The organism is Sphingobium sp. BS19, from assembly GCF_027925545.1.
Taxonomy (GTDB): Bacteria; Pseudomonadota; Alphaproteobacteria; order Sphingomonadales; family Sphingomonadaceae; genus Sphingobium.
In genome coordinates, this window is the sequence record NZ_BSEF01000005.1 from 168,408 (window position 1) to 193,509 (window position 25,102).

Here is a 25,102-nt window from a genome sequence, read left to right on the forward strand (position 1 = left end):
TCATGCGCGCTGCGCTTTTTCAGATGACCAGCGGGATCGATCCGTCGGCCAATGCCGACGCGATCGTCGATGCGGTGTGGCGCGCCAAGGCGCAGGGCGCAGACATGCTGTTCACGCCCGAAATGGCGGGCTATCTCGACCGGGATCGCAAGCGCGCGGCGGATCGTGTCACCAACGAAGTTAACAATCTGGTGCTGACCCGCGTGCGCGAAGCGGCGGCGAAGTCGGGTATCTGGGTGCATCTGGGATCGCTGGCCTGTTCCGACGAACGCGAGGATGGCCGGTGGAGCAATCGCTCCTTCATGATCGACGACAGCGGCATGATCCGCGCGCGCTATGACAAGATGCACCTGTTCGACGTCGATCTTTCAACAGGAGAAAGTTACCGCGAATCAAATGCTTATGCTCCAGGCGAGGCCGTGGTAGCAGTCGACACACCATTTGCACGTGTCGGCTTATCTGTCTGCTACGACCTCCGCTTCCCGGACCTCTACCGCGCCTTGACCAATGCCGGGGCGACCCTCCTGCTCGTGCCCGCCGCATTCACCGTACCCACCGGCGAAGCGCACTGGCACACTCTCCTCCGCGCCCGCGCCATCGAAGCGGGCGCCTTCGTCATCGCCTGTGCGCAGGTCGGCCAGCACGCCGATGGGCGCACCACCTATGGCCACAGCCTGGTCGTCGATCCCTGGGGCACGACCCTGCTCGATATGGGCGATGTTAGAGAAGTTACGGTCGTCGATATCGATCTCGATCAGGTCGCTGCCGTCCGCGCCCGCATCCCCGCCATCGCCAACCGCCGCCCCGTTCCTCCGGTAGTGACCATCACATGATCGTATTCGACCTCAAATGCAGCCGCCACGGCCACCCCTTCGAAGCATGGTTCGGCTCCAGCGCCGATTATGAGGATCAGCGCACCCGTGGCCTTCTGACCTGCCCGGTCTGCGGCGACCCGGACATCGACAAGGCGTTGATGGCCCCTGCCATCCCCGCCAAGGCAAACCGCCGCAGCGATACGCCCGCGCCGTCTTCCGTCGCTATGGCGCAAGGCCCGCAGGCGGTGGAGGCAGCCAAGGCCCGCGCCGTCATCGAACAGCTCGCCAAGGCGCAAAGCGAAGCGCTTAAGGACTCGCAATGGGTCGGTCGCCAATTCGCCGATGTGGCGCGCGCCATGCACTATGGTGAGCAGGATCACGCCAGCGTCCACGGCGAAGTCGCCCCTGAAGAAGCCAAGGCGCTGATGGAAGAAGGCGTCCCCGTTGCCCCCCTGCCCTTCCCGGTCATCCCGCCCAAAGCGCAGAACTGACCACCCTGCCTCCCGCCCTGTAAACGTAACGAATTGTTACCTCGCCGTTATAAAGTATAGCGGCGCCGGCTTACCGCATCCAAAACTGTTTTTCGGTGTTATGCGTCCGCCATCTCGGGAGATAAGAGTGATAGTCGATGCCGTTCCACGCATCAGCCATATCGTGCGCGATGTCTGGAAACCCCTGCTGGTTCTGGCGATCTGGGATGTCGCGGTGACCGTCGTTTATTACGTCCTGCCGTTCAAGGCACCTGCGCTGCCGCTCACCATCTTCGGTACGGCGCTCGCACTGTTCCTGGGTTTTCGCGACAATTCCGCCTATCAGCGCTGGTGGGAAGGGCGCGTGCTGTGGGGCGCGATGATCAATGCCTCGCGCAGCCTCGCCCGCGCCGCCAACAATTTTCTGCATCTGGAAGAAGCAACCAGCCTGCGCCGCTCCATCGTGCTGCGTCAGGTTGCCTATGTGAACGCCCTGCGCTGTCAGTTGCGCCGCCAACCATGCGATGAGGAAGTGTTGCGCTTCCTGTCGAGAGGCGAAGCGGAGCCTACCCTGGCCCGCGCCAATCCCTCCAACGGCCTGCTCGACGGCACCGGCCATCGCATATCGGAGGCACAGCGCGCCGGGTGGATCGACACCATTCAGCAGACGCAGATGGAACAGGTACTGATCGACATCGCCAATGCGCAGGGCGGGATGGAGCGGCTGAAGAACACCCCGCTACCCAATCAATATCGTTTCTTTCCCTATTTCTTCACTCACCTGTTCTGCATCCTGCTGCCCATCGGTCTGGTGGAGACGCTGGGCTTTGCGACGCCGCTCGGCTCGACCGTCGCAGGCCTCATGTTTCTGGCGGTGCTGCGGATCGGCGACGATCTGGTCGATCCCTTCGCCAACACCGTGCACGACGTACCCTTGACCGCGATGTGCCGCACGATCGAGATCGACTTGCTGCAGGGCATCGGCGAAACCCCGCTTGCCCCGGTCAAACCTGTTAATGGCGTGCTGTGGTAGATGATCCCGCACAGCGCACTGTCCTACACCCCCGTCACCCCCTAAAGGAGATTATTATGCCCACTTCCGGCCAGCCCACCCCTGACGAAGCCCTGCAACGCCTCAAGGACGGCAACGCTGCTTTCATGGCGGACAAGCCTGTCGAAGCGGACGTGTCCCGTGATCGCCGCCTCGAACTTGCGCAGGGTCAGCAGCCTTTCGCCACGCTCGTCGGCTGCTCGGATTCGCGCGTCGGCCCGGAACAGCTTTTCGGCGCAGGTCTGGGCGAACTCTTCATCGTCCGCACTGCAGGCAATAATGTCGACACCGCGGGCATGGGCTCCATCGAATATTCGGTCATGGCGCTCGGCGTGCCGCTGATCGTGGTGCTGGGGCATGAGAAATGCGGTGCCGTCGCCGCCGCAACCGATATCGTGACGAAAGACGCGCGTTTCCCCGGCAGCATCGGCCGCATGGTCGAACCTATCCTCCCAGCCGTCATGGCCGCCCAGCGCGCCCATCCCGATGGTGATCTGGTCGAGCACGCCGTCGAGGAAAACGTCCGCCGCATGGTGGAAAGACTGCAGGAATATTCCGAACCGATGCTGCTGGAACCGCAACAACGCGGTGCATTGAAAGTCGTGGGTGCTGTATACAGCCTCTCCACCGGCGAAGTGCGCTGGCTGTAATAGCTACGAGTTGGTTTGCGGGTCGGGTTAAGCACCCGGCCCGCCACTCGGTCAGATCACAAAGTCATCCACATTAAGCAAAGGCTTGTTCGTCAACATTGCAATAAGGACCTGCGCCTCACCACCTGCACCGTCGTGATCATAATACAGAGAACCAGTCGAGCGGTCATATATGACATGCTGATCCGCCGTCGTCGCTTGTGCACCAGCGTAGAACTGCGACTTACTTAACGCTTGGGGGTTAACACCATGATCCAATGCGGCGTAATATGGATACGGCAGGACTAGGCTATCCACGTTCGTTTCGAAATCGGTGATTGTGTCCCAGCTCCCGGGCGCATCCCAACGTTCGAAGAAAAAACGATCGAAACCGGCACCGCCCGTCAGGGTATCGCCGCTCGGGCCGCCAATTATGGTATCGTTTCCATCTCCGCCCGAGATATTGTCGCGACCTCTCAACCCATCAAGAAAGTTATCCCCAGAATTGCCGACGATCATATTGGCCATATCATTCCCGCCGCCGGAAATGTCCCCCGTGCCGGTCAACCGAAGGATTTCAAGGTTGTAGAATAGAAACGTACCGACGCTGGCGAAAACCGTATCCGTGCCTTCCCCATCTTCTTCGATCAGCGATGTGGGGTTAGTATCGATATCAACAAAATAATGGTCGTTACCCGCGCCGCCATGCAACTCGTCGTTACCTAAAGACGCATACAGCTTGTCCTGGCCCTCGCCCCCGAACAGCCGGTCGTTGCCGATCCCGCCTTTCAGGATGTCGCTGCCGCTGGTGCCGATTAACGTGAAATCCTCGAAACCGCTGAACTGGCCGGTTCCCAGTTTGAGCGACCCATCAGCGCCCCATACGACTTTGGCGGAGGCTCCGGCACTCATCTGGAGCGTCAAACGGTCGTTCCCCTCGCCCCCCAGCATGGTCAAGACCGTGCCCGTGAATAAAGGTGCCGTATCGACCGAAACGAAGTCGTCGGACTTACTGAGGGTCAGATACAGTTTTTCGATATTGCGTACGCCATTGCCGCCTACTCTGCCCTGCAACCCGCCCAGACCGTCCGCAACCAGATCGCTGTAACGATCGGCATACACTCCGCTCAGGTTGACGCTGGCAAAGTCGATGCCCGCGCCGCCATCGATCGACATGCCCCGTGGCCGGGTGAGGCGGAACACATCCGCGCCTGCCCCGGAATTGATCGCACCGTTCCACCCTTCGTTCATAGTGATCGTGTCCGCGCCCGATCCCAGCACGGCGTTCACGACTTCAACATTCTTTGCCGTCACCACGCCCGCAATGGACGCAGTGGCTTTCAAGCGGTCATGCACCAGCGCATAGGACGCGATGCTACCGCCCATTTCGATAGACAGCGTGTCCCAATCGTCGCCCCCGTCCACGATATCCTGTCCGCCATGCACGATGATGGTGTCGTTGTGCGCGCCGGTTGCGATGGTGCTTGTTCCCACGCCGACGGACACGATGTCAGATCGCGCACCGGTCGTGATCGTATTGATACCGCCACCGACATACAGCTGAAACGCTTCGAAATTGGTCAGCGTCAGACCAAGATTTTGCGTAACCGCGCCGGTCGCATCCACCTTGAAAGACACGTTGTCGAACGTGGGAGCGTCGAACTTGAAGCTGTCGATACCCAATCCGCCGTCGACAGAAACGACCTTTCCGTTAAACGGCTTCAGGGCCGTAAACTCGAATTGGTTGGTGCCGTTATCCAGCCGCAAATCCAGTGCTTCGATCCGTCGAAAACTGACGAAATCACTGGCCAACGGAAAACCGATGGTGCCGCTCAACGCATCGTCCATCGTGATCCAGGAATAGGATGTCGGCCGCAGTGCGGAATAATCGACGATCAGCTTGTCGTAACCGCCTGCGCCATCCACCTCGTCCGAAAAGCCGGTCAGCGCGTTGAGTATGTCGTCCTGCTCGGTTCCGACAAGTCTGTCGCTGCGTATAGTCCCGGTAATGATGGCCATGACAATCCCCCCTGATCGCGTATCGTCTAGCAACGGCCCGGTGATTGTAAAAGCCTGATTAACCGCCTTTTTCGGAAGGGAGGGAAAATTGCCGGACGCACGATCTGTCGCACGTCCGGCCCGCCATTATTCCGCAGGCATCCGGTGGAGCGCACACAGCTTGTTCCCGGCAGGATCGCGCAGATACGCCAGGTAGAGCTTGCCCATCGAGCCTTCGCGCACCCCCGGCGGATCTTCGCAGGCGGTGCCGCCATTTGCCACGCCTGCCGCGTGCCATGCATCGGCCTGTTCGGGGGACTCCATCGCAAAGCCGATGGTGGCTCCGTTGCCGTAACAGGCCGGTTCCCCGTTGATGGGCTTGGTTACCATAAAGACGCCCGTCGGGGTCATCCAGATTAACCGACCCTTGGGGTCTTGTTGACCGGATTTGGCGCCCAGCACGCCCAGTGTCGCGTCATAAAACCTCTTGGATGCGTCCAGATCGTCCGAACCCAGCATGATATGGCTAAACATAGATTTTTCCTACTTTCGCTTTGTGAATTACAGGACCAACTCAGGCTGCGTTGCCATCGCTTCGATCAGGGGCCTTTCCTCCGCCAGGACCGATGCGAACGCCGGCCGGGTCTTCAACATATTCAACCACCGGCACAGTCGCGGATGAGTCGCGCTATCCACCGGCGGACAGCAATAGGCCAGGTTGATCAGGGGCGAGGCGACGGCAATGTCCGCAAGGGTCAGCCGGTCCTCGATCAGAAAGCCGCTGTCTGGCAGCACGCCCTCGATATAATCGAGCAGGCGCGGCAACTCGTTGCGCTCGGCTGCGTCGGCGGCAGCCAGATCGCCCGAAATCTTCATAAACTTGGGGGCCACTACCCTGTTGAAGAATATCTTTCCGCCTGTCGCAAACAATACCGTATCCGCGAATTCATCGAACCAGACCGCCCGCGCTCGCGCCTTTGCTTCCGTCGGGATCAGGTTCGGCTCAGGATACAGCGTTTCAAGATAATGGACGATCGCACTGCTGTCGCTGATCGAAAAATCGCCATCGACCAGTGCGGGAAACTTGCCGAAGGGAGACGCCTTGGCGAATTCTTCGCCGCCAATACCCAACCCGGCGGGTCGCAGCTCAAAATCGATGCCCTTTTCCTCTAAATAGAACAGCACCTTGCGTACGAACGGCGACGGCCGCATGCCATAAAGGATCATCGTCTCTCTCCCTGAGATTCCCTGGTCGGATGGTGCAATTCTATTCATTGCGTTGCAAAACACAACCAATATTGCCGGTGAAACGATCGCCGCCATCCGCGACAGACACAAAAAAGGGGGCGGCAAGGGACCGCCCCCTTTTCTAAAGATCAGTTACGCAGGCGCTGTCAGAAACCTACGCGCAACTGAACCCGTGCAGAACGTGGTGCCTGGAAAACCAGTGGCGAACGGTAATTTGGGTTGACGTTGCCGCCGTCGTCTTCGCCGAATTCGTCGAAGTCGAGCGCCGACTTGGAATTGAACACGTTGAACACATCGAAGCGAATGCTGGCGTCGAAATCACCCGGCACCTGGAACGCGGCGGTCAGGTTGACCTCCTTGCGCCAGTCGCTCTTGAACACGGTACCGCGCGGCACCAGAGCCCCCCCGCAGAAGTTACCGGCTGCGCCATAATCCGCCGCAAACTGATCGACCGATGTCGGCACGACGCCGATGCAGCCGAACTTCTTGGGCGACTGGATGAACGCATTCACACCCAGCGTAACAATGTCGTTCACCTGATAAGACCCATAGACCTTGAACGAGTGACGGCGATGGCCCGGCAGATAGCCGTAGGAGCCAAGCGTCAGGCCCGGCTGGTCGAAGTCCTGCGTGGCGCCGGTATCGGCCTGCCCCACATCGGATTTTGCGCCCCCTTCGTAGTTACCCTTCAGGCTCGCCCAGGTATAGGAGCCCGACAGACTCCACTTGCCGTCGAACTCCCGATCGAAGGTGAAGGTAACTGCCTTGTACGTGCGCTTCGCCTTGGGATAGCCGAGTTGCGCGGCGGTGAAGTCCACTACCGGCGTCGTGCCATCGGGCAGGCCCAGCAACTGGATGCTGGCATCCTTGCCGGGATTGACGAGCACATACTGGCTGAAGCCGGTATAGATCTGCCCGCAATCGTCGGCGCTGAAACCCTGCGACGTGCAATAGGCCAGAGCCGCCTGGTCGATCGCGACGTCTTCCAGCACTTCGCCCAGCTTGCGATAGGTGAAGTTGAGGCCCAGCTTGATCCGCGGCCCGAACCGCCTTTCCACGCCGAAGCTGTATTCATCCAGCGATTGCGGCTTCAGGCCTTGAGCGATGAAGGCCGTGGGATCGGTAATTTCCCCGTTGCCAGTGACCACACAGTTGGCAACACCTGTATCTGGACATGGGCGCGCATTGGCGACGCTCAGCACCGGTGCGCCCAGTATCGGCGTGCCATCCGCGTTCACACCGTCGAGCACGTTAAACCGCGTGTAGTCAAGTTCACGCCCTGCGCCGCGAATATTGGTGTTGGCGGCGATGGGTACGAAATACCGGGAGAAGGTGCCGAATATCTTGGTCCGTCCGTCACCTGCCGGATCGAAGGTAAAGCCCAGACGCGGTCCCCACTGATCACCCGACTCGTAGAACGCGTTGCCGGCGGCGTCCTTGTTGGTGAACCGGTCGTTGCGGATACCCAGTTGCAGCGTCAGTCGGTCGTCGAACAAGGACCAGCTATCCTGCAGATAGAAGGCTTCGTTGCGGGTGCCGAAAGACCCGCCATTCTCGAACGTCCGGGTCTGAACATACTCGGTGCCTACGGGCAGGCCAGTACGGTCCGTCGCACTGGTGACACGCAAAAAGGTCGATGTGCCACCGCCGAGGCTTGCCGAAATCTGCTTAGCCGTCAGGTCTTCGCGGTCATAGCCACCGCGAATATGGTGCGACCCGAACAGGTTGAAGTACAGATCGACGTCCGCACGATAGAATTCGCGCTTGTCGTCATTGGTCACGACCGACCCAACCGGATTGCCGATTTCGCTCGCAGTGCCGCTGCGCTGATCGATGATCCGCGGATTGACGGTATCGAGCGGCAGCGTGCCTGCACGGTTCTTGTTGACGCCATAGGCAGCCGACAGCGTGACCCAGGGGGCAAAGGTGCCGGTGTAGCGACCGACATAGTTCTCGCCACCCGCACGGATACGGCTGCCGCCTACGGAAGCGCCCCGCTCATTCGTGTCGGAATTATAGATGGTCGTGTTGGTGTTGGTGATCTGGGTCGTATTGAAATAGGTGCCTTCCAGGCGATGCCCATCGGTTATGATCGCGTCGATCTTGCCGCCGTAAAACGGGCTGGTCGTCCGCTGCCGCGTGGAACGGTTGCCCGCCGCGAACAGGTTGCCGTCATCATCGACCGCGCCAGTCGTCCCGTTTTCGACGGTCGAATCGCGGAAATTGTACAGGCCATAGAAGAACAAACGATCCTTGATGATCGGGCCGCTCAACTGGAATACCGTATCCGTGCGATTGGTGTAGTCGCCGTCATTGTCCGCTTGATAACTGTTGGGCGCATCGTCGGTCAGCGAATTGGGTTCCCAGTTGAAGAGGACGCTGCCGTGAAACTCGTTGGTGCCGCGCTTGGTGGTTGCGTTGACCACACCGCCGGTCGCCCGACCGAATTCCGCCTGGAAGCCGCCGGTCTTCACTTCGACCGTTTCGTAGAAATCGAACGGCACCGACACCGGCGCAAATCCCTGCCGGAATTCAGTGATGTTGAGGCCGTTCACATAGTAGGCGTTTTCGGTGAAGGACGAGCCGCTGATGCTCGACTGATTGGCAAAGGCGCTGTTCGACCCTGAACTGCCCTGTGTCGTGCCCGGTGCGAGCAGGATGACCTGATTAAGCGAGCGCGAGACTGGAATCCGTTTCGACAATTCTCCCAGATCGATCACTGCGCCAGTTGTGGTCCGATCGAAATCGGCAACCTGGACGCGCGCGCCCGTCACCACGATGGCATCGCCTCCATCAGCGGTCGCAGCATTGCCCCCCGGGCCATTAAGGCGGAAAGTGTTGCCCCCGCCGCCTGCCGATAAGGTGACGGCCGGATCGGTGAAAGGTGCTTGGCCGGGAGCAGTAATCGTGAAGCTATAGCTGCCCGGCGGCAGAGCCGGAATGCGGTAAGACCCGGTATCGTCCGTGGTTGCCGTGCGCTTGAAACCTTGCGCATTCGACGTGATTTCGACCGTTGCGCCACCGATGCCATTGCCCTGGGCGTCTACCACGCGGCCCGACGCGGACACGTTGGTATAGTCCTGCGCAAATGCCGCCGTCGGCATCGTGGTGGACAGCAGGGTGCCGCCGCCCAACACCATCATCGCCTGAAGCACCGAACCGGTGCGCAGGAGGTTGCGGCGCATGTTGTGAATTTTCGTCATTGTCCCTCGCATGAAATGCGGGGTGGCCTTTGCGACCAACCCTGTTGTTTCAGTGTTCAGGAAGGGGCCGACACCCCGCATATTCCCGAACGCCATGCGCAGGACCGTCGCGATAAAGCGTTCGAGGGAAATGATATTACGGTAAATGTTACGCCGGGTTTTGCGCAACATGTTGCTTATTTATGACAGGTGAAATCGCTTGGAAACATTCCAGCGCAGGCCCGAATATCCAGACGACTGCGCATCAACCTTCAACCATTGCTAATCATCGGCGTAGCTTTGCATCGTCGGCCGACCGTCTAAAAACCGAGGAACATAGAACGCGGCTTTAACGTGTTATTGGGGTCGGAGGTCGTGATGCCCTGCCTCCGACCCCCTGCCTCCGACCCCCTGCCCCCGACCCCTTGCCTCGTTTCAGGTCAGACGGATCGTCAATTCGACTTCGTCGCCAAACGGAATGGACATATATCCGCTCTGGGGCGCTCTCACGCGCTCCAGATAGGCAGGGCAGTGATCGGCATTATCGGCCACGATCAGGGCGCCGGGGCGCAGCCGGACCTCCACTCGGTCGAGTATGTCGGAATATAGCGCTTTCGCCCCGTCAAGCAGAAGTAGGTCTATGGTCTCGGGCAGATCGGTAGCAAGGGTCACCAGCGCATCGCCCTCTCGAAACTCGACGAGGTCGTCCAGCCCGGCGGCGATGAGATTGTCCCTGGCGCGTGCCAGCTTTTCGGGTTCGAATTCGCTCGTGATGAGCCGCCCGCCACCATTGTCACGCAGGGCTGCCGCAAGATGGATGGTGGAGTTGCCGAACGATGTCCCGAACTCGACGATTGAGCTGACACCTACAATGCGGGCGAGCATGTAGAGGAGCCTCCCTGTTTCCCGCGACACGGGAAGCGCGAAGTCCTTAAGCGCGCCATAAAAGGCTCGATATTCGGTGCGGCTCTGCATTAGCCGCGCGCTTTCCTCCGCAGAGACATTCGCGAACGCGAGACTGGTCTGGGGACTGGTCGCATCGGCTTCTTCGAAAAGCCGGTCGAGGAGGGGGACGACGGGGATTTCGGTCAGGGTGGACATAGACAACTCCATTTAAGGTGCGGCGTTCTTGCGCGGCTCCAGAAATACGAATAGTTCGTCATATTTGCTATTCGCATTGGCCGGAGCAAGCATGACAGAAGCCCGAAAACCCCTGATTTCCTCACGCAAACAGCCCAAGCAGGCGCGCTCTTCAGGGCTGGTCACTGCGGTTCTCGAAGCGGCTGTTCAGGTTTTGATGAAGGAAGGCGCACAGCGATTTACGATGGCTCGGGTCGCGGAGCGAGCCGGGGTGAGCGTGGGTTCGCTCTATCAATATTTCCCGAACAAGGCGGCTATCCTCTTCCGCCTGCAAAGCGACGAATGGCGTCAGACTAGCAACCTGCTGCGGGCCATTCTCGAAGACAAGCAAAGGCCGCCACTGGAAAGGCTGCGCATTCTGACGCACGCTTTCTTGCGGTCAGAGTGTGAAGAGGCAGCGGTACGCGGCGCGCTGAACGATGCGGCCCCTCTCTATCGCGACGCGCCAGAAGCGATAGCGGCAAAAACGTCCGCCCACGCGGCAATTTCGCAGTTTATGGAGGAAGTATTGCCACACAGATCAGATGCTCAACGGGCGCTGGTCGCCGATCTTTTGAAGACGACATTGAGCCAGGTGGGAAAGCACTTTTCCGAAACGCCGCGCGCCGACGCCGAAATCGAAGCCTATTCGGATGCAATGGCGGATATGTTCAGCGCCTATCTGACGGTATTGTGCTGATAAGTCGCACACGGTATGCGGCTCACCCCTGCGCCGCGCCCGATGGCGGCACGGGCGAAGCGACAGCCGCCCGCTGTCGCCACGCCCCCTCAAAATTGCGCCCATGCCCCGCAAAAATCGCATGGGCACGCAGGAAGAATGGTGACAGCGCTATCGCAGCCACCGACTATGCTGGCCCGACAGCGCGTATTACAGCGCAAACCCTACGCCGATGGTAACGCGAGCGTCATCGTTGCCGCGGCCCCAACGGCCACGGCCAGACACGTAACCCGAAACCGGGCCGTCGCCCATCGCAATGCGTAGTTCGGCGAAGGCCGTATCGCGCTCGGTATCGCCCAAAGAGAGCAATGCCGAACCCATGCTGTGCTCCGCACTGGCAAGGCGCACCGCTGCGCTTTTGTCGCCACTTTCCTGTTCGAAGCTATAGCCGCCGCGGATCGCCGGGTGGATCGCACCGATATCGACGCTCAGTTCGCCGCCCATGCTGATCGTAGCTTTCTTGAAGCTGCGATCGGCGTAAACGATGTTGGAAACCGACGCGCCGCTTTCGGTGTAGCCGTCCAGGTCGAGGTCGGTGTAATCCACAGCGGCAAATGGCGTGACGCCGACGCGGCCCACGGGAAAACGCCAACCGATTTCTCCGCTCACGGCCCAGCCTTCACCCTTGGTCTTGCCAGTTGCCGTTTGACCGTAGGCCGAGGCACGCCCGATCTCCCTGAACTTCACGTCGCCGAGCCACGCCGCCGAGATTTGCGCATAGATGCCCATCGGCAAGGATGCGCCAGCATAAGCGCCGACCGTCCATGCATCCGCGTCCAGTGGTGCGCCATAGGCCAGTTTGCCGTCCATTTTGCGGTAGCCGCCCATGACGCCAACACGGACGCCAGTGCCCAGCGGCACATCTAAACCCAGCGTAGTCCCCATGGTATCGACGTCGAGTCCCGTCAGCGGGCTGGCACCAGCACCGATCTTGCTCCAGTCCCCGTCCATCCAGAGCTGCGCCCGGGGGCGGACCCCCTCCGGCGCCCCTACGCTGCGCTGTGCATTGAGAAAGCGCATTGCTGGCTGCGTCGCGGTCATGCCCAGGCCGTTCATCGCCATGCGCGTGCCATAGAGGACGTCCGGCGCCATCGCGTTCATCGCTGCAAGCGCCTGCGGATCTACATAGGTAGGCAGCGTCAGCCGATAGACCAGCAGGATGCTGTCATTGTTCCCCGTGCCATCCAGCGCGCCGGAGGCGGAGGACACGCCGTTGAAGCGGATGTTGGTCCCCTGGAAGTCATTGTCATTGCCAACGAACAGAAAGAAGTCCTGCGGCGCATTTTCTTCCAGCACGGGTGCCAGCGCCATCGCTTCCCACTTTTCGCCGATCGTGGTCGAATTGGTCCGGGGGAGCCGTGTTATATTCATGCCGACGCGCGCAAGCTGCGTCGGGTTCAACATGTTGACCAGTTCGACTTGCTGAACCGGCACGATGGCGGGGATCAGAACGCCGTTACTGGCGATCGGGGTGGTGCCGGTTTCATATGGCGTTCCGGCGAGGTTGGTCGCCCCGGTCGTATCGACCAGGAGGACGCTCTTGAACAGCGGCGTGGTGCTCGTGCTTGCGTTGGCGGCGACACCGCGGCCCAGACTGTCGCGGGCAAGCACAAGAAACTGGTTGTCATTCAGCGCCAGCATTTCCGATTGAGCAGCCGTACGATCGGGTGCGCCGCCCGACCCGTTGTTGTTCAGAACCGGCAATTGCAGCACATAATGTCCGACCGGGTTCGTCGGGATGGCGTTTGCGCTGATATCGTAAACCAGAATGCGCGTATTGCTGCGTGTCTGCTGATTTGCTCCATTGGTATCCTGCACCGTCGCCGACTGCAGGATGGTCACCAACTTCTTGTTGTCGGGCGTGATCGCCATCGCCTCCAGGCCTTGGTTATTGCGGCGGCCGGTCTGGCCAGGCGTGGTGCTGTTGAAGTTGATCGCCCCGTTAGTGCGCGGCAACAGCGCAGGTACGGTTTGAATGGCGCCGATCTGCTTCCCGGTCGCGTCGAAATAATAGAGCCCCGCTGCATATTCATCGGAAACGTAGAAAGTCCCGTCCGGCCGGAAAGCAATGGCCTCTGCGTCGAGGCTGATGTGGCCGGCAGCCGTGCCATCTGTCGCGCTGGGATAGACGATGCCCGCCCGGGTAACGGTTTTCGCACCGGGATCGCGGCCGGTCATCTCGATCCCGTCCGTGTCCTTTAAGGTGAAGCCGCCGGTCGGGGTGATCGTCAATTGGCTTTGCGACGAAGGCAATTGCGGCAGGATCGCGGTGCCGTTCAGCGGCGTAAAGGCAATATCATGGGTGTGAACGCGATTGCGATAATCGATCGCGCCATCGAACGGGCCGCGGTCGGGCAAGGTTGCGATACTGCTCGTATAGCTCCCGTTTGGATTACGGCGCCAGGTCGACAGGTTCATGGCCATGCCCGAAAAGCTGCCAAGGGTTTCATTGCGGAAGTCGAGCGCATTCGCGTCCAGCCGACCGGCACCGGTCAGCCCCTTGTTGGTGAATGTCTTCCCACCGAGCGTGACGCTGCTTGCGCCTTCCACATTCGTGACGTTGGCCGTTCGGATTTGCGCAGACTGCGCAAAAGCTTGGCTCGCTGTAAACAGCATACCGGTCGCTACCGCCGCACCACATACGGTCGAATAAAAGCCCCAAATCTTCATGATACCCCCCACCACGAAACGTGATGGACGTGCCGCTAAGTGACGGATGTTACGGTTTCAGGGCAGTATGATGAAAGTTCGATGATGACGCTCTGCCTTCGAACAGGCATGAAAATCATAGCAGGCGAAATCAACGGCCTAGGCGAATTTATAAATCAACTTGTGAACGTGGTCTAATCGATAAGGACAGGTCGAGAAGAGGCTTAAGACGCGCGCCATCCAATGTGGCGTCCTCTTCCTCAGGCCGCGAACCTCGAAGCGCTCAACATGGGGTTGGACCAGCACTGCAGGGCATTGTGGACCTGTGGACTGGCCTGATCGCGTTGATCCGTATCAGTCGTCCGACACGGTGCTCGTCAAGATCGAGGCCGACCGCTGGGTTTGATAGGCCCCCCCAAAGGGCGATTTATCCCTCCGCCGCCATCTTGTATTTCAATCCCAAAGCCTGCGACAAATTCTTCAGCCGCCGTTCCACCGCTTCGCCGTACAGGTCCGCGTGTCGCGCAGGCAGAACCAGGGTCAGCGTTTCGCTATCCGCGTCCAGCCGACCGCCCAGTAGCGGCCCTTCGACCCCACCCGAAAGCCGCTGACCCAGCCTGATAGCCATGCCCCACAACGCCGCCCGCCGTAGCGCGTCCGGCGCCGCCAGCCGCGTCAGTTCTTCCGGCACCTGCGTCCCGCCGCCGAAATTGCTGTGGAGCGCCTGCGCCAGCATTGCCCGACCTTCGACATCGATACCGACCCAGTTGCCATGCAGCGCGATTTCCACGCCCCGCTGCGACCGGAAATCGGGGTTTGCGCGCCATCCGACATCGGCCAGCAGGCACGCCGCGCGCCGTATTCGCCGCCACTTCGCGCCATCCTCCAGAAACAATGGTGCGATCCAATTTTCGATCAGGTCGCCATGCCCCGTAAACCGCCCCTGCGCTTCGCCCTCGGCTTCAACCGCGACCAGCAGCGGGTCTTCGTCACGCACAGCCTTGGGCAGTTTCTCGAAAAGCAGGCCTTCGCGCAGCCCATAGGCCGACACTACCAACGTGCTGCTCTTTAACTGCCGCACCATCACGGACAGCAACGCCGCTGCTCCCGGCAAAGTGGGAATGCGCGTCCCGGTCAGTCCCGGTATGTCCTTCAGCGTCTCGCGCTGCATATGGCTCACCACGCGCACCAGACGCGCTGCCCGATCCGCGGGCATCTCATAATGGTGGATCACCGGCAGCGCGAATTGGTTGAGGTGCATGTCCAGCCGCGCCAGCGACCGCCACGATCCGCCCACGAGGTAGAAGGGTAGACCCGGCTCGATCTTGTCCCACCCAGATTTCTTCAGCAGCTTTTTAACGTAACGATCCAGCGCGCCCTGCCCCTTGGCCCGCACTTCTGGCAAGCGCAGCACACCCAGCGGCAGCGAGGTAATCTCATGCACTTCGCCATCGCGAATGCGAACCAGCTCCAGACTTCCGCCGCCCAGATCGCCGACGATACCATTGGCGCCAGGGATGGCCGACAACACGCCATAGCCGGAAGCCGCACCTTCCTGCGCACCGCTCAGCAGTTCGACCTTCAGGCCCAACGCAGAAGCCCGACGGATCAGTTCCCCGCCATTGTCCGCATCACGCACCGCCGCGGTTGCAACGCAGCGCAAAGACGCAACGCCCATCTCCTCGCACAGATGCCGGTACCGGGCCAGCGCAGCCAGACTGCGCTTCATGGCACCCGGCTCGATCATGCCGGTCTTGCCCAGCGAGGCACCGAGACCCGCCATCACCTTCTCATTGAACAGGATAAACGGAATGCGCCGCGGGCCATCGTACACCACAAGGCGCACGCTGTTCGATCCGATGTCGATAATCGCCGACCGCGTTTCGATCGACGTGGCCGTATCTCCGCGCGTCGCGGCCGCACGGATCAGGTTAAGCATCGATGCCATGGATCAGCTACGCCGACGCAAGCTGAGGGTTGGAACCGCATCGCTGCTCTGCATGGCAGCACCGCGCCCGGACAGCGAGGGATTGGTCATGAAATAGCGATGCAGGTTGAATGGACGTTCGCCCGGCTCCAGCCTGTGATAGCGTCCATCGCTATCCAGTTCCCAGCTTTGTTCATTGTCGATCAGGTTCGCGACCATCACCTGATCGAGAATCTGATCGTGCACCGTCTCATTCTCCAACGGCAGCATATACTCGACACGCCGATCAAAATTGCGCGGCATCCAGTCCGCCGAGCTGATGAATACCCGTGCGCCGTTATTGGGTAGCGGTTTGCCGTTACCGAACACCGTGATGCGGCTATGCTCGAGAAAGCGCCCCACTACGGACTTCACGCGAATATTCTCCGACAGTCCGGGCACACCGGGGCGTAGGCAACATATGCCGCGCACGACGAGTTCGACCTGCACGCCTGCATTGCTGGCGGCGTAGAGCTTCTCAATAATCGCAGGATCGACGAGAGAGTTCATCTTCGCCCATATCGTACCCGGACGCCCTTCGCGTACATGCACGATTTCCGCGTCGATCAGATCGCACAACTTTCCGCGCAGATCGCGCGGCGACATGATGAGACGCTCCAGATGCTGCGGCTCGACATAGCCGGTGATGTAATTGAACAGCGACGCCGCATCGCGTCCGACCCGCGGGTCGGCGGTGAAGAAGCTGAGGTCGGTATAAATCCGCGCAGTTACCGGATGATAATTGCCCGTGCCAAAATGGCAGTAGGTACGAAACTGCTCGCCTTCGCGCCGCACGACCATCGAAATTTTGGCATGCGTCTTCCAATCGATGAAGCCGTAGACGACCTGCACCCCAGCCCGCTCCAGCGCGCTGGCCCACAGCAGGTTCTGCTCCTCATCGAATCGCGCCTTCAATTCGACGACGGCCGTGACGGACTTCCCCGCTTCTGCAGCGTCGATCAGCGCACGGATGACAGCGGATTGCTTGCCCGCGCGATACAGTGTCTGCTTGATCGCCACGACATCGGGATCGTCCGCTGCTTGTTTCAGGAACGCGACCACCACGTCGAAACTCTCATAGGGGTGGTGGATGACGATGTCCTTGGCCCGAATCGCGGCAAAGCAATCCCCGCCATATTCGCGGATTCGCTCCGGGAAGCGCGGCGCATAAGGTTCGAACTTCAGATCGGGGCGATCCTCGTCCACAATCCCGGACAGATCCCCGATTCCCACGAACCCATCGATCTCCGCGATGATCGATTCGTGCCCCTGCAACATATCCTGCAGCATGTCCTCGACCGCTGCAGGAATGCCTGCCTCGACTTCCAGCCGTATCACGCGACCGCGACGACGCCTTTTGATGGCGCTACGGAAATAGCGGACGAGGTCTTCGGCTTCTTCCTCGATCTCGATGTCGCTGTCGCGGATGATGCGAAACACGCCGCTATGCTTTACGCGATAGCCGGGGAACAACTTGTCGCAGAAGCGGCGAATCACCGCCTCCAGCGCCATGTACCGCGCCGGTTCGCCAGGCACGCGCACAAACCGCGCGAGCGTCGCCGGTATCATCACCAGTTCGCGGATCGGCTGTTTGTCCGAAAGGCGCACCAGATCGAAAACGATCGACAAACCCTGATTGGGGATGAACGGAAAGGGATGCGCAGGGTCCAGCGCCTGCGGGGTCAGAATCGGGAAAATTTGCGTGAGGAAATGGTTGGACAGCCAGCTATCGGCCTTTTCGCCCAAGCTGACATCGCTTGCCGCGACTTCGATCCCGACAGCCGACAATTCTTCATGCAGTATATGCCAGACGCGCTGCTGCGCGGTCATCAGGCGATCTGTCTCCTGCGCGATTGCCGTCAGTTGCTGCGCGGGTGTCAGGCCGTCCGCAGAGCGCAGATCGACATCCTGCAGCTGCTGCCCCTTCAAGCCGGCAACGCGAACGGAGAAGAACTCATCCAGATTCGCACCCGAAATCGACAGGAACCGCAACCGCTCCAGCAGAGGATGCGCGGGGTTCATGGCCTCTTCCAGGACTCGCTGGTTGAAGCTGAGCCAGCTCAATTCACGGTTAAAGTATCTCTCTGGCGCTGCGGCCAAAGTTGCGGACGGATCGACTTCGGCCAAGGAGGCTTCCTTTTGGGTCACTGCGATATCTGGTTTCACGAGGCTCTCCGCAACTATGGTTCCGGGTCGGACCAGACTATAGGCAGAAAACCTGCGCTTTGCAGGGTCTCTTTAGCGAATGGCACGGAAATCTTTCGTCCGTGTGAAAGGGACGCAGCATGAAGGCACGCGATCACTTCGGTAATGGCAGCATAGCTGCGCTCGATCCGACGATGCAGCCAGTCGGGCAGATCCGGCGACCACAAGGCGGCACCACGCGCAAGCCCACGCTCGATCAACGCACGGACAAGGGCATCGTCGGGCTCCTCGATCCGTACATGCGGCACGGCGGCCAGACGAGAGCGCAAGTCCGGCAAAGCCACCGTCCATCGCTGCGGAGCAGCATCGGCAATCATCAGCAAGGGCCGTCGATCCAGTTGCGCCCGGTTCCAGGCGTGGAATAAAATCTCGTCCCCTGCCCTTTCCGCGTCATCGATCACATTGCCGCCGGACAGCCGCACAAACTGCCGTCCCAGCGTCGATCGACCGGATCGGGGCGGGCCGGAAAGCACACTCACCTGCACAGGCCAGTCGTGCCATCCCTCCAGATGACGCACCGCACGCGCGTTTGCGTCGCTCACGATAAAGCCATCATCCGCCGAAGCGTTCTGGTCACTCCAATCGAAAGGCAGGCTGATCTGGCTCATTGCCCCGTAGCCGGGGCCGCTCCCCGACGGCTGATCCGCAACGTATTGCCCGACGCGGACACCGTGTATCCACGCGACTGAAGCGCCGCGCGAAGGGCGTCTGCCGTGCCATCATATGTCACCGCCATGACGGACGTCCCGCCAAGCGCAAGGCTGGTGGTCGCTGCCGAACGGACGCCGGGGATACCGCGCAGTGCGGTCTCGCTCTGACTTACGGAAGTGGCACTCGGCGTGTCGTACTGGATCGAGAAACTCGCGGTCGTTGCAGTCGTCGCCGGAACGTCGATCACATCCACCGGCGCATCGCTGGCATTCTCGATGGCCAGAGCGTCCTCGTCTACCGGCTCCTCAATGATCAGCGACGGATCGGGTCGCAACGTGCCTTCCAGCAACGCTTGCGTATAAAGGCCATCGATCCGCTGGATGGCCTGATCGATCATCTGCGGGACCGCCGCTTCGTTCGAGGCGCGCAGAGAAAAGCCGCCGATCAGCGCATTGTCCGGCCCGTAGCGCGCAGTAAACCGCCCGGTGACTGGCCCGCCCGGCCACGCCCGTTCCAGCCGCGCAATGGGCACGACGACATCCGCCGCGCCATATTGATCCAGCAATACACGCCACCAGTTACGGCTGCGACGTCCGGCCTGCGCAGCGTTCAGCAGCAACGGATCGGCGGCATTGCCCGCAACGCGCACATAATCGATGGCACTGTCGCCCGTGCGAAAACGTGCCCAGCCCTTCTGCCATTCGTTAATCGTCTCATAGGAGGTCGCCGTGCCACCTTCCCAAAGGATGGGAATCACCAACAACGGCGGGGAACGCATGGAGCGGCTCTGCACGCCCAGTATCTGCCCGGTCCGCGCACGGTCGAACAGCACGCCCAGCGTCGCGACATAGCGGGTCGGGCCAGCCTGTTCTGACTGTATCTCGATACCCGACACGATGGCTTCAAGCTGAGAATCGGAAAGCCCCGGTGCCGTTGTCCCGCCATTGGTGCGGTTCCACAGCATCTTCCACGCCAACCGCTGCGCCTGCCGCCAGCCGGCATAGCGTGCCGCTTCGGCATTGGCGGCAGCAACGTCGACCTTCACGCCACTCACTTCGAAATCGCCGCCGCTGGCGATGGGCGGAACGCCTCTCTCGCCTTCGATTTGCGCGACCAATATCGCTGCGGCGAGCCCAAGCAGCAGCAGGATTACGATATGCAATGGGCGAATTTGGGGCATGGTCAGGGTCACGGCGCCCTTTTGACGGCATTTGCCGACGAAGCCAAGAGCCAAGTCCCTTGATAAAATCGCCCAAATGACTAGGCGCTTGTCCACATGAGCGACGACACATCCTATAGCTATGCCCAGGCGGGCGTCGATATTGCCGCTGGCAATGCCCTTGTCCGCGCAATCGCGCCGCTGGCCAAGGCAACACGCCGCCCCGGTGCCGACGCAGAGCTTGGGGGCTTTGGCGGTTTTTTCGATCTCAAGGCAGCGGGCTATACCGATCCGCTGCTTGTCGCGGCCAATGATGGGGTCGGCACGAAGCTGAAACTCGCCATCGATCATAATCGCCACGACGGCGTGGGCATCGATCTCGTCGCCATGTGCGCCAACGATCTGATTGTGCAAGGCGCCGAGCCGCTGTTCTTTCTGGATTATTACGCTACCGGCAAACTGGAAAGTGGAGTTGCCGAGCGCGTCATTGCGGGCATCGCGGAAGGCTGCCGGATCGCGGGCTGCGCGCTGATCGGCGGCGAAACGGCTGAAATGCCCGGCATGTATGCACCGGGCGATTATGATCTGGCAGGGTTCTGCGTTGGCGCAGTGGAACGGTCGCAGGCGCTTACCGGATCGCGCGTCGCTCCCGGCAACGTCCTGCTAGGCCTGGCGTCGTCCGGCGTTCATTCCAACGGTTTCTCCCTCGTCCGCCGCCTCGCCGCTGACAAGGGGTGGAAGCTGGATCGTCCGTCGCTGTTCGACAATGAAGTGCTGTTGATCGACGCACTGATGGCGCCGACCCGCATCTACGTCAAATCCTTGCTGCCTTTGGTGCGCAGCGGAAAAATCCATGCGCTTGCCCATATTACCGGCGGCGGCCTTCTGGAGAACATCCCCCGCGTCCTGCCCGAAGGCAGCCATGCCGTTGTCGATGCCGATGCGTGGGAACAGCCGCGGTTGATGGCCTATCTGCAGGCACAGGGCCATATCGAGCCGGAAGAAATGGCGCGCACGTTCAACTGCGGCATCGGTATGGTGCTGGCTGTGGACGAATCGGAAGTTGCCGGGGTGACCGCAGCGCTGACCGAAGCGGGCGAAACCGTGTACCGCATCGGGCAAGTCGAAGCAGGCGACAAGGGCTGCACTGTTCGGGGTTCTGTAGAAACATGGAGCGCCAAAACGGCATGGGTCGCAACGCATAAGGGATGATGACCATCCCGCCCGCATGCCGGATGTGGATGAAGCCATGAGAGGCGTTTCCCGGATGACCAAAGCCAAAGTCGCCATTCTGATTTCCGGTCGCGGATCGAACATGATGGCGCTGCTCTATGCCGCCAAATTGCCGGACTGTCCGTACGAAGTCGTCCTCGTGGCATCAAACGATCCGGACGCCCCTGGCCTTGCGCTGGCCGCTGCGGAAGGCGTCCCGACCTTCGGACATAGTCACAAGGGGCTGGATCGCACCAGCTTTGACGCAATCATCGATGCACAGCTCAAAGAGTCCGGAGCCGACTATGTCGCGCTCGCAGGCTACATGCGTATCCTGTCCACCGAGTTTGTTCAGAAGTGGGAAGGTCGGATGCTCAACATTCACCCTTCCTTGCTGCCGAAATACAAGGGGCTAGATACGCATGCGCGCGCTATCGCTGCAGGGGACAGCCACGGCGGCTGTTCCGTCCATCTCGTCACCGCCGAATTGGACGATGGCCCGGTCCTCGGCCAGTTGCGCATCGCCATTCTGCCGGAAGAAACCGCAGAAAACCTCGCAAATCGCGTGGTCTTTGCCGAGCATCAACTTTACGCCCGCGTTCTGGCCGACTTCGTAAGTCGCGAACGCAATCCCGAATGGCTATTGGGCAAAGTGCGGGAACTGGCGCTTGCCCTACCCGAAGCGGGCGAAAAAACGTCGCATGGCAGCCCGGGATTCTTCGTAGAGGGCGGCAAGTTCTTCGCATACTTCAGCTACGACCATCATCATGACGGCATTATCGGATTGCTCGTCAAATCGAGCGGGGTGGAAGAGCAGGCCATGCTGATCGAGCGCGATCCCGATCTCTATTATCGCCCCGCCTATCTTGGCCCATCCGGCTGGATCGGCATCGATCTGGGCAGCGGCAGTATGGATTGGGAGCATATCGGTGAATGGCTGCGCAAAAGCTGGCGCTTGTCAGCGCCCAAGCGCTTGACCAAAATGCTGGATATCGCCGACCAATTCTAAGCCAAAGGCCGCGCCATCACCTTGTCGTAAAAGGTTTGGGCACCAACCGTAAATCGCCGGTCGCCAATCATGTCGAAACCCATCTTGCGGTAGAACGCGATGGCGCGGTGGTTTTCACCATATACACCCAGCAACATGCGCTGCTTTCCCATCGCTGTCGCGGCTTCAACAGCACGTCCGACCATCTGTTTGGCCAAACCACCGCCATGATAGCGTGAGAAGATATAGATGCGCTTGAGTTCGACATCCCCCGCAACCGCAAGGTCGATGTCAGGCGTCGTCAATACCTGATAACCGATTGGCGCCTGGGTGCCGGGCAATTCCGCCAGCCAGCATCGCGTATCAGGATCGCCGAGCAGCTTTTCATAATAAGCGACGCCATGCGGCCCCTGCGCATGCGCAAGGAGATTCGCAGCATCGATGCTGTCACCGAATGTCTCAAGAAAAGTAGCGCCGCCGATGAGCGAAAGAATCGCGGCATCGGCGGCGTCACATGCCCTTATGCAGGGCGCAGTTTCGACTACGTCGCGCAAATCAGCCGACGATTTCTTCCGGCTTGAAGAAATACGCGATTTCGGTCGCGGCATTTTCTTCGCTGTCCGAACCGTGGACGGAATTGGCTTCGATCGATTCGGCCAGTTCCTTGCGGATCGTGCCCGCATCGGCATTGGCAGGGTTGGTTGCGCCCATGATGTCGCGGTTGCGCTTCACGGCGTCTTCGCCTTCCAGAACCTGTACTACCACAGGACCGGAAATCATGAAGGACACCAGATCGGCGAAGAAAGGACGTTCGCTGTGAACGGCATAGAAGCCTTCAGCCTGTTCCTTGGTCATCTGGATGCGCTTTGACGCGACGACGCGCAAACCGGCGTCTTCCAGCATCTTGGTGACGGCACCGGTCAGGTTGCGGCGCGTTGCGTCCGGCTTGATGATCGAGAAAGTGCGGGTCGCGGCCATGGCGATAAAACTCCGAAGATATATGGGGATTGGGTGGGCGCGCTTTAGCGGCGCAATGCGAATGTCGCAAGGTTGTTAAACGTCATGCATCCTGCAACCATTTGCCGCCCTCCTGCCGGAAGAAACGCGCTTCCACGCCTTCCCGCCCACGAAGCGCACGCCAGCTTTGCCGTGCACCGTCGATGGTCAGATGATCGAAGAAGTAAAAAGCACGGTCGAAGCCCAGAACTTCCTCGCGCCAGGTTCCATCAGCCAGCGCAACAAAGCGCGCCTGGTTGGTTGGTTCGCAGATCTCGGAAAGCAGGATTGGCTGTAGCGCGTCATTGCTTTCGCCGGCTTCAGCATGCGCTAGGAAGCTCGCCGGATCTGCTCTCCAAAGCCCTTGCGAGATTGCTTCCCTTCGCTCAGCCTCTGCCGCGACCACCAGCAGTCGTTCACCGGTGGCAAGCACCTTCGCCGCGATCGCGGGAAGCACTTTGTCCACCGGATCGCGGCTCAACTGATAGAAGTCAACTTGCATTACATCTCGAACTTGTCGGCCACCAGACGATCCAGCAGGCGCACGCCATAGCCGGTTGCGCCCTTGTCGCACACCGGGCCGGGCTTGTCCGCCCACACCATCCCGGCAATGTCGAGATGCGCCCATTTCACGCCTTCGTCGACAAAGCGCTTGATGAACTGCGCCGCGGTGATGGACCCGGCAAAACGCGGTCCGATATTCTTCATGTCGGCAATCGGGCTGTCGATTAGCTTGTTGTAAGCATCGGACAACGGGAAGCGCCAGAGCGTCTCGCCTGCGGCTTTGCCTGCCGCGATCAGATCGTCGGCCAGACCGTCGTCATTGGCAAACAGCCCGCCGTTCTGATCGCCCAGCGCGATCATCATTGCCCCCGTCAACGTGGCGAGATCCACGATGACATCGGGCGCGAACTGCTTCTGGGTCCAAGTGATCACATCGCAAAGGACCAAACGTCCTTCTGCGTCCGTATTCAGAACTTCGATGGTCTGCCCCGACATGGATGTGACGATGTCACCGGGCCGCTGCGCGTTACCGTCGGGCATATTCTCCACAAGACCGCAGATCCCGACCACGTGCGCCTTCGCCTTGCGGCCCGCCAGAGCCTTCATCGCACCCGCAACAGCGCCAGCGCCGCCCATGTCCCATTTCATGTCTTCCATACCGGGGCCAGGCTTGATCGAGATACCGCCGGAGTCGAACGTCACGCCCTTGCCGACGAAAGCAACCGGCTTGGCTTGTGCGCCGTTCGTCCCGTCCCAGCGCATGGCGATGATGCGCGGCTTGCGCGCCGACCCCTGCGCTACGCCCAGCAGGGAACCCATGCCCAGTTCGGTCATCTGCGCTTCGTCCAGCACCGTGATCTCGATGCCCAGCTCGGTCAGATGCTGGCATCGTTCCACGAAGCTTTCGGGATAAAGGATATTGGCCGGTTCCGACACCAACTCGCGCGTGAAGGCCACGCCATCGGCCACTGCGGACAGTGCCGCCCATTCCGCTTCGCCAACGCCGTTCACGACGGTGATCGCCGTAAGAGTAGGCTTGGCCTTTTCCGGAAGGCGCGTGCGGTAGGTGTCGATCCGCCACCCGCGCAAGCGCGCACCGAAAGCCAAACGTGATGCTGCGGCAGCGCTGGCGGCCATCGGGAATTCTACTGCCGCATGCGTCGCGCCCGAAGTGGCCAGTCGCGCCGTCAACGCGCCACCCGCCTTCTCCATGTCAGCATCGCTGCCATTGCCGGTGCCAAGAAGGACAACCCGGACAGTCTGGCCCGCCTCTTCGACGAAACTCTCGAAGGTTGCCCCCGCATCGCCTGAAAACCGTGCAGCACGCGCGCCATCGACCAGCGTCCGCGATGCCGCAACGCCTACAGAGGTAAGCCCGTCCTTGGGAACGGCAAACACCAGCGTGTCGGCATTTGTGGGGCGGGACGGGCTGATCGTGATGTCCATCAGGGTCATTCTTTCCATGAGCAAACAGGGGTGCCAACAACCCGATATGGGATATTCTGGCAAAGGGATAGGATG

Annotated in this window: 21 protein-coding genes; 7 read left to right on the forward strand and 14 right to left on the reverse strand. The window is 60.4% G+C overall.

Features of this window, described 5'->3' with window-relative positions; all coding sequences use genetic code 11:
• The first annotated feature begins 2 nt into the window (after positions 1–2).
• The 4 genes from QMG56_RS07000 to QMG56_RS07015 all read left to right on the forward strand — a co-directional run bounded on the left by QMG56_RS07000 (position 3) and on the right by QMG56_RS07015 (position 2,986).
• On the forward strand, positions 3–833 hold the full coding sequence (locus tag QMG56_RS07000) for a carbon-nitrogen hydrolase family protein (RefSeq protein ID WP_281821859.1): 831 nt from the start codon (positions 3–5) through the stop codon (positions 831–833).
• Positions 830–1,306 carry a DUF1178 family protein gene (locus QMG56_RS07005; RefSeq protein ID WP_281821860.1) on the forward strand — a complete coding sequence of 159 codons (477 nt, stop codon included), beginning with the start codon at positions 830–832 and terminating at the stop codon, positions 1,304–1,306. Before QMG56_RS07000 ends, QMG56_RS07005 begins: the two co-directional genes overlap by 4 nt.
• Positions 1,307–1,433: 127 nt before the next feature.
• Positions 1,434–2,318, forward strand: coding sequence for a bestrophin family protein (locus QMG56_RS07010; RefSeq protein WP_281821861.1), 885 nt, complete (start codon positions 1,434–1,436; stop codon positions 2,316–2,318).
• 56 nt (positions 2,319–2,374) lie between these two features.
• Positions 2,375–2,986 (forward strand): carbonic anhydrase, encoded by a 612-nt coding sequence (locus QMG56_RS07015; RefSeq protein WP_281821863.1) that lies wholly within the window; start codon positions 2,375–2,377, stop codon positions 2,984–2,986.
• Positions 2,987–3,037: 51 nt separating this feature from the next.
• On the opposite strand, the gene QMG56_RS07020 is transcribed toward QMG56_RS07015, so the two are convergent.
• From QMG56_RS07020 to QMG56_RS07040, 5 genes are all read right to left on the reverse strand, one after another.
• On the reverse strand, positions 3,038–4,984 hold the full coding sequence (locus QMG56_RS07020; protein WP_281821865.1) for a calcium-binding protein: 1,947 nt from the start codon (positions 4,982–4,984) through the stop codon (positions 3,038–3,040).
• 126 nt (positions 4,985–5,110) lie between these two features.
• Positions 5,111–5,497, reverse strand: a complete 387-nt coding sequence (locus tag QMG56_RS07025) for a VOC family protein (protein WP_230187180.1) — start codon at positions 5,495–5,497, stop codon at positions 5,111–5,113.
• A gap of 27 nt (positions 5,498–5,524) precedes the next feature.
• Positions 5,525–6,190, reverse strand: coding sequence for a glutathione S-transferase family protein (locus tag QMG56_RS07030; protein ID WP_281821866.1), 666 nt, complete (start codon positions 6,188–6,190; stop codon positions 5,525–5,527).
• Between the two features lie 167 nt (positions 6,191–6,357).
• A complete protein-coding gene (locus QMG56_RS07035) occupies positions 6,358–9,396 on the reverse strand; it encodes a TonB-dependent receptor (RefSeq protein WP_281821868.1) in 3,039 nt (1,012 codons plus the stop codon).
• Between the two features lie 432 nt (positions 9,397–9,828).
• Positions 9,829–10,494 carry an O-methyltransferase gene (locus QMG56_RS07040; protein WP_281821869.1) on the reverse strand — a complete coding sequence of 222 codons (666 nt, stop codon included), beginning with the start codon at positions 10,492–10,494 and terminating at the stop codon, positions 9,829–9,831.
• Positions 10,495–10,585: 91 nt separating this feature from the next.
• On the opposite strand from QMG56_RS07040, the gene QMG56_RS07045 reads away from it, so the two are divergent.
• Positions 10,586–11,212 (forward strand): TetR family transcriptional regulator, encoded by a 627-nt coding sequence (locus QMG56_RS07045; RefSeq protein ID WP_281821871.1) that lies wholly within the window; start codon positions 10,586–10,588, stop codon positions 11,210–11,212.
• 189 nt (positions 11,213–11,401) lie between these two features.
• Here QMG56_RS07045 and QMG56_RS07050 read toward each other — a convergent pair whose 3' ends face one another.
• From QMG56_RS07050 to QMG56_RS07070, 5 genes are all read right to left on the reverse strand, one after another.
• Positions 11,402–13,921 (reverse strand): esterase-like activity of phytase family protein, encoded by a 2,520-nt coding sequence (locus QMG56_RS07050; RefSeq protein WP_281821872.1) that lies wholly within the window; start codon positions 13,919–13,921, stop codon positions 11,402–11,404.
• Between the two features lie 406 nt (positions 13,922–14,327).
• Positions 14,328–15,848 carry a Ppx/GppA family phosphatase gene (locus QMG56_RS07055; RefSeq protein ID WP_230187174.1) on the reverse strand — a complete coding sequence of 507 codons (1,521 nt, stop codon included), beginning with the start codon at positions 15,846–15,848 and terminating at the stop codon, positions 14,328–14,330.
• A 3-nt stretch (positions 15,849–15,851) separates the two neighbouring features.
• A complete protein-coding gene (locus tag QMG56_RS07060) occupies positions 15,852–17,993 on the reverse strand; it encodes an RNA degradosome polyphosphate kinase (protein ID WP_230187270.1) in 2,142 nt (713 codons plus the stop codon).
• A 53-nt stretch (positions 17,994–18,046) separates the two neighbouring features.
• Positions 18,047–18,679 carry a chromosomal replication initiator DnaA gene (locus QMG56_RS07065; RefSeq protein WP_281821873.1) on the reverse strand — a complete coding sequence of 211 codons (633 nt, stop codon included), beginning with the start codon at positions 18,677–18,679 and terminating at the stop codon, positions 18,047–18,049.
• The gene (locus QMG56_RS07070) at positions 18,676–19,902 is read right to left on the reverse strand and encodes a heavy-metal-associated domain-containing protein (protein ID WP_230187172.1); all 1,227 of its coding nucleotides are present in this window, start codon (positions 19,900–19,902) and stop codon (positions 18,676–18,678) included. The genes QMG56_RS07065 and QMG56_RS07070 overlap by 4 nt, the downstream gene beginning before the upstream one ends.
• A gap of 96 nt (positions 19,903–19,998) precedes the next feature.
• On the opposite strand from QMG56_RS07070, the gene purM reads away from it, so the two are divergent.
• Together purM and purN are read left to right on the forward strand one after the other, a co-directional pair.
• Complete coding sequence (gene purM, locus QMG56_RS07075) at positions 19,999–21,093, forward strand: phosphoribosylformylglycinamidine cyclo-ligase (protein ID WP_281821875.1); 1,095 nt, start codon at positions 19,999–20,001, stop codon at positions 21,091–21,093.
• A gap of 55 nt (positions 21,094–21,148) precedes the next feature.
• Positions 21,149–22,102 (forward strand): phosphoribosylglycinamide formyltransferase, encoded by a 954-nt coding sequence (gene purN, locus QMG56_RS07080; RefSeq protein ID WP_281821876.1) that lies wholly within the window; start codon positions 21,149–21,151, stop codon positions 22,100–22,102.
• Here purN and QMG56_RS07085 read toward each other — a convergent pair.
• The 4 genes from QMG56_RS07085 to QMG56_RS07100 all read right to left on the reverse strand — a co-directional run bounded on the left by QMG56_RS07085 (position 22,099) and on the right by QMG56_RS07100 (position 25,027).
• Complete coding sequence (locus tag QMG56_RS07085; RefSeq protein ID WP_281821877.1) at positions 22,099–22,635, reverse strand: GNAT family N-acetyltransferase; 537 nt, start codon at positions 22,633–22,635, stop codon at positions 22,099–22,101. The genes purN and QMG56_RS07085 overlap by 4 nt on opposite strands.
• 1 nt (position 22,636) lies before the next feature.
• Positions 22,637–23,059 carry a nucleoside-diphosphate kinase gene (gene ndk / locus QMG56_RS07090; RefSeq protein WP_230187168.1) on the reverse strand — a complete coding sequence of 141 codons (423 nt, stop codon included), beginning with the start codon at positions 23,057–23,059 and terminating at the stop codon, positions 22,637–22,639.
• A gap of 82 nt (positions 23,060–23,141) precedes the next feature.
• Positions 23,142–23,579 carry a DNA polymerase III subunit chi gene (locus tag QMG56_RS07095; RefSeq protein WP_281821879.1) on the reverse strand — a complete coding sequence of 146 codons (438 nt, stop codon included), beginning with the start codon at positions 23,577–23,579 and terminating at the stop codon, positions 23,142–23,144.
• Complete coding sequence (locus QMG56_RS07100) at positions 23,579–25,027, reverse strand: leucyl aminopeptidase (RefSeq protein ID WP_281821986.1); 1,449 nt, start codon at positions 25,025–25,027, stop codon at positions 23,579–23,581. Before QMG56_RS07100 ends, QMG56_RS07095 begins: the two co-directional genes overlap by 1 nt.
• Positions 25,028–25,102: the final 75 nt, after the last annotated feature.